The sequence below is a fragment of the Flavobacterium sp. genome, from assembly GCF_028712645.1.
In the GTDB taxonomy this organism is placed as follows: domain Bacteria; phylum Bacteroidota; class Bacteroidia; order Flavobacteriales; family Flavobacteriaceae; genus Flavobacterium.
The window spans coordinates 1-5,744 of the sequence record NZ_JAQTPQ010000230.1 but is presented as its reverse complement, the minus strand read 5'-3'; the positions used below and the strand labels follow the sequence as shown (position 1 = coordinate 5,744).

6 protein-coding genes are annotated in these 5,744 nt (G+C 33.4%); all 6 read left to right on the top strand.

Annotated features, from left to right (window positions below):
- Nucleotides 1-609: cyanophycin synthetase (locus tag PHC28_RS14855; RefSeq protein WP_300102333.1), on the top strand; the 609-nt coding region annotated here is incomplete at its 5' end.
- Nucleotides 610-615: 6 nt separating this feature from the next.
- Nucleotides 616-1,845, top strand: a complete 1,230-nt coding sequence (gene mraY / locus PHC28_RS14850; protein ID WP_300102330.1) for a phospho-N-acetylmuramoyl-pentapeptide-transferase — start codon at nucleotides 616-618, stop codon at nucleotides 1,843-1,845.
- A gap of 42 nt (nucleotides 1,846-1,887) precedes the next feature.
- A complete protein-coding gene (locus PHC28_RS14845) occupies nucleotides 1,888-2,244 on the top strand; it encodes a four helix bundle protein (RefSeq protein WP_300102327.1) in 357 nt (118 codons plus the stop codon).
- A gap of 103 nt (nucleotides 2,245-2,347) precedes the next feature.
- A complete protein-coding gene (gene murD / locus PHC28_RS14840) occupies nucleotides 2,348-3,685 on the top strand; it encodes a UDP-N-acetylmuramoyl-L-alanine--D-glutamate ligase (protein ID WP_300102324.1) in 1,338 nt (445 codons plus the stop codon).
- 50 nt (nucleotides 3,686-3,735) lie between these two features.
- The gene (locus PHC28_RS14835; RefSeq protein ID WP_300102322.1) at nucleotides 3,736-5,046 is read left to right on the top strand and encodes an FtsW/RodA/SpoVE family cell cycle protein; all 1,311 of its coding nucleotides are present in this window, start codon (nucleotides 3,736-3,738) and stop codon (nucleotides 5,044-5,046) included.
- 36 nt (nucleotides 5,047-5,082) lie between these two features.
- On the top strand, nucleotides 5,083-5,744 hold a 662-nt coding region (locus PHC28_RS14830), incomplete at its 3' end, for a glycosyltransferase (RefSeq protein ID WP_300102319.1).

Genomic DNA, 5,744 nt, shown 5'->3' with positions numbered 1-5,744 from the left:
GTTTGGGTAAAACTCATCGGGACATTTAATGCTTATAATTTATTGGCAATTTATGGAACCGCAGTTCAATTAGGATTGGAAAGTCTGGAAGTTTTAAGGCTGTTATCCGATTTAGAAAGTGTTTCAGGACGTTTTCAATTTATAGTTTCTAATTCGAATATTACGGCGATTGTAGATTATGCCCACACGCCAGATGCATTGGAAAACGTGCTGAAAACCATCAATGATATTCGCACTAAAAACGAGCAATTGATAACAGTTGTAGGTTGTGGCGGAAACAGAGACAAAGCAAAACGACCAATTATGGCAAGCATTGCCGCTGAACTTAGCGATAAAGTTATACTAACATCTGACAATCCAAGAAATGAAGATCCTGAAGTGATTATCAGCGAAATGGAACAAGGTGTTGCACCTCAAAATTATAAAAAATCATTATCAATAACTGATAGAAAACAAGCTATAAAAACGGCTTGCCAGTTGGCACAATCAAATGATATTATTTTGATTGCAGGAAAAGGTCATGAAACTTATCAAGAAATTCAAGGTATTCGCCACGATTTTGATGATATGAAAATTGTAAAAGAAATTTTAGAACAACTCAATAAATAGAAATTTATGCTGTATTATTTATTTGACTATTTAAACAAAATATTGAATATTCCTGGAGCAGGAGTTTTTCAATACATCACTTTTAGATCGGCATTGGCATTTATGCTTTCGCTACTTCTTTCTACTATTTACGGAAAAAGAGTGATTAGTTTTTTGAGGAATCAACAAATTGGGGAAACAGTTCGTGAACTTGGTTTGGCTGGTCAAAACGAAAAAGCTGGAACACCTACAATGGGAGGATTGATAATCATTTTTGCCACATTAATTCCGGTAATGCTTTTTGCCAAATTACATAATATTTATATCGTCTTATTGATTGTTACCACTTTGTGGATGGGAACTATTGGGTTTATTGATGATTACATCAAAATTTTCAAAAAAGACAAACAAGGATTAAAAGGTATATTCAAGGTTTTTGGTCAAGTAGGTTTGGGTTTAATTGTAGGTTCGGTTCTTTATTTCAATCCTACAGTAACTATTCGTACTGATACAGGAAAAACTGATGTTTTCAAAGTGCAAACGGAAAATGTAATTAAACAAGCGCCAGTTTATGAAAAATCTACAGCGACCACGATTCCTTTTTTCAAAAATAATGAATTTGACTATGCAGAAGTATTGGCTTGGACTGGAGAAGGATATGAGAATTGGGCTTGGATAATCTTTATTCCAATGGTGATTTTTATTATCACGGCTGTTTCCAATGGAGCCAATTTAACCGATGGAATTGATGGTTTAGCTGCTGGAACATCAGCAATCTCCGTTCTGGCATTGGGTATTTTTACTTTTGTTTCGGGAAATATTATTTTCTCTAATTATTTGAACATAATGTATATCCCTTATTCAGGTGAAATGACTGTTTTTATATCTGCTTTTGTTGGAGCATTAATCGGATTTCTTTGGTATAATTCCTATCCAGCAACTGTTTTTATGGGCGATACTGGAAGTCTAACTATTGGAGGAGTTATTGCCGTTCTTGCTATCGCCGTTCGAAAAGAATTGTTGATTCCTTTATTATGTGGAATATTTTTGGCCGAAAATTTCTCGGTGGTTTTGCAAGTGGGATATTTTAAATATACGAAAAAACGCTTTGGTGAAGGCAGAAGAATATTTTTGATGGCACCATTACATCATCATTATCAAAAGAAAGGGTATCACGAAAGCAAAATTGTAACCCGTTTTTGGATTGTCGCCATAATGCTCGCCATTTTGTCAATTGTTACTTTAAAACTCCGTTAAATTCAATTAAAAATTGAGAATTAAAAATTAAAAATTGTCAAAATGAAAGAAAATATTATTCAAGAAAAATCATTTCTTTTTGCAGTAAGGATAATTAATTTGTACAAACATTTAACGACTAAAAAAAAGGAATTTGTTTTGAGTAAACAAATTTTAAGAAGTGGAACTTCAATTGGCGCAAACATAGAAGAGTCAATCGGAGGGCGTTCTGACAAAGAATTTTTATTCAAACTTGAGATTTCATACAAAGAAGCAAGAGAAACAATTTATTGGTTGAAATTATTAAAAGCGACAGATTATATTTCAATTACAGAATTTGATAGTGTTTTTATTGAAGCTGAGGAAATTTGTAAAATATTAGCAAAAATTATAATAACCTTAAAAGGTAAAAACAATTAAAAATTACGAATTAAAAATTAAATATCAGGAATTAAGACTCATTAGTTTCAGTTAATTATGGTAAAAATTTTTAATTTTTAATTTTTAATTTTTAATTAAAAAGATGAAAAGATTAGTAATTCTTGGTGGTGGCGAAAGCGGAGTAGGAACCGCAATTCTTGGAAAGAAAAAAGGATACGATGTTTTTGTTTCTGATTTTGGAAAAATAAAAGACAATTATAAAGAAGTTCTTATCATTAACGAAATAGCTTGGGAAGAAGGAACGCATACAGAAGACCTGATTTTAAATGCCGATGTGGTGATGAAAAGTCCTGGAATTCCAGAGAAATCGCCAATAGTGAAAAAGCTAATTGCAAAAGGAATTCCAGTAATTTCAGAAATTGAATTTGCTGCTCCATTTACAAAAGCGATTAACATTGGAATCACAGGAAGCAACGGAAAGACAACCACGACGATGCTTACTCATCATTTGTTACAATCCGCAGGATTGAATGTGGGTTTGGGAGGTAATATCGGAAAGAGTTTTGCTTGGCAAGTTGCCGAAGATAAATTCGATTCGTATGTGTTGGAATTAAGCAGCTTTCAATTGGACGGAATCATAAATTACAAGCCACATATTGCTATAATTACGAATATAAGTCCAGATCATTTAGATCGATACGATTACAAATATGACAATTACATTGCCTCGAAATTTAGAATAACAATGAACCAAACCGAGGAAGATTTTCTCATTTACGATGCAGATGATGAGATTATCGCCGAATGGTTTAAAAATAACAAAACAAAAGCCAAATTAATTCCTTTTTCATTGACAAAAACATTTGAAAACGGAGCATTTATAAAAGATAAAAATATGGAAGTAAACATCATCAACGAGGAAGAATTCATTATGGAGACGGAATACATTGCACTAGAAGGAAAACACAATATGAAAAATGCGATGGCAGCGACTTCAGTAGCAAAATTGATGAAAATTAGAAATGCAACTATTAGGGAAAGTTTGTCCAATTTTCAAGGGGTAGAACATCGTTTGGAAAAGGTTTTGAAAATTCAAAATGTGCAATACATCAACGATTCAAAAGCGACTAATGTGAACGCCACTTTTTTTGCTTTGGATAGTATGAATACACCAACGGTTTGGATTGTGGGCGGAGTTGATAAAGGAAATGATTACAATGAATTAATGTCGATGGTTCGCGAAAAAGTGAAAGCAATTATTTGTCTAGGTATCGACAATAAGAAAATCATTGATGTTTTTGGCAACGTGGTCGATATTATGGTCGAAGTCAATACTATGGAAGATGCTGTGAAAATGGCACAACGTTTAACCGAAAAAGGAGACACAGTTTTATTGTCACCAGCTTGCGCAAGTTTCGATTTATTCGAAAATTACGAAGACAGAGGAAGACAGTTTAAAAAGGCAGTAAGAAATTTATAAAAAAGTTTAGGTTTAAGCAACTTTAAACCTGAAACACGAAACAAACGACTATGAAAGAACTAGTAAACAATCTAAAAGGAGACAGAGTAATATGGTCATTCGTGGCTTTATTAGCGTTGTTTTCGTTTATGCCTGTTTTTAGTGCGAGTAGTAATTTGGCATATATGAACCACGGAACGGGGAACACAATCAGTTTCTTGTTGAAACATTTAGCCCATATTTTCATAGGTTTTATCATTATTTTTTGGGTTCATAAAGTACCATTTCATTATTACAGAGGAATTTCGAAAATTGCGTTGCCAATTGTTTGGATATTGCTAGCATATACAATGGTCAAAGGAACTGTTATTGCTGGAGCCAATGCTAGTCGATGGATTCAGGTGCCTTTCATTGGCATAACTTTTCAAACGTCGACATTGGCATCTATTGTTTTATTAATATTTGTGGCTAGATATTTATCTAAAAAACAAGAAGTGCCAGTTACTTTTCAAGCTTCATTGTTAGAACTTTGGTTGCCTGTTTTTATTACGTTGATGTTTATTTTACCTTCTAATTTTTCTACGGCGGCTCTGATATTCTCAATGGTTTTGATGTTGACTTTCGTTGGAAAATACCCTTTAAAATATATCGGATTTATTATTGGAGCTGGAATTGCAGCCTTGGCTTTATTTGTATTATTGGCTAAAGCATTTCCAGATTCTCATTTTTTTAGTAGGGTTGACACTTGGACGAGCCGAATCGAAAATTTTAGAACTAACAAACCTGGCGAAGACGATTACCAAATAGAAAAAGCGAAAATTGCAATTGCTTCTGGCGGAATTTACGGACTTGGTCCTGGGAAAAGCGTGCAAAAACACTTTTTACCACAATCTTCTTCCGATTTTATTTATGCAATTATTGTTGAAGAATGGGGATTAATTGGAGGTTTAGGAGTTTTGTTTTTGTATTTACTGTTGTTTTTTAGATTTGTGATTGCAGCCCATAAAGCTAATTCATTATTCGGAAAATTGCTGGTCGTCGGACTTGGTTTTCCAATGATTTTTCAAGCGATGATTAATATGGCCGTTGCGGTTGAATTATTGCCAGTTACAGGTCAGACTTTGCCGTTCATAAGTAGTGGAGGAAGTTCTATCTGGATGACGAGTATTGCGTTGGGAATCATTATCAATGTGACTAAAAAAGACGAAGAAATAGCCGAAGAAATTAAAGATAAAGCAAGAAGAGAAGCTGCTTTGCAAAAATTAATCGATAAGCAATTAGAAGAAGAGGACGCAGAGGAAGACGATGAAAAAAACGAAGAAGAAAATTATTCTATCGAAGACAAAGCAAGCAATCCAATGAATGCGGTTTTCGATAAATAAATAATTAATTAAAAAATAAAATAGAATCTAAGGAAAATGAAAAAATTAAAATTCATACTAAGTGGTGGCGGAACAGGAGGACATATCTATCCTGCGGTTGCTATTGCTAATGAATTAAAATTACGTTTTCCTGATGCTGAATTTCTTTTTGTGGGTGCCAAAGACAAAATGGAAATGCAAAAAGTACCTCAATCAGGTTACAAAATTGAAGGTCTTTGGATTGCTGGTTTACAACGAAAATTGACATTACAAAACGCAATGTTTCCTTTTAAATTAATCGATAGTTTATGGAAATCCAGAAAAATAATCAAACAATTCAAGCCAAATGTGGCGATTGGAACTGGAGGTTTTGCGTCAGGTCCTTTATTGCAAACGGCAAATATGTTGAATATTCCAACGGTGATTCAGGAACAAAATTCGTTTCCGGGAATAACTAATAAATTATTGAGTAAAAAGGCAAATAAAATTTGTGTTGCTTATGAAAACTTGGAGCGATTTTTTCCAAAAGAAAAAATGATTTTGACAGGAAACCCTGTTCGTCAGGATTTAATTGACATCGAAAGTAAAAGGGAAGAAGCGATACACTATTTCAATTTAGATGCCAATAAAAAAACATTGTTGATTCTTGGTGGAAGCCTTGGAGCAAGAAGAGTCAACCAATTAATTGAAAAAGAATTAGAACATATAGTTTCTCAAAA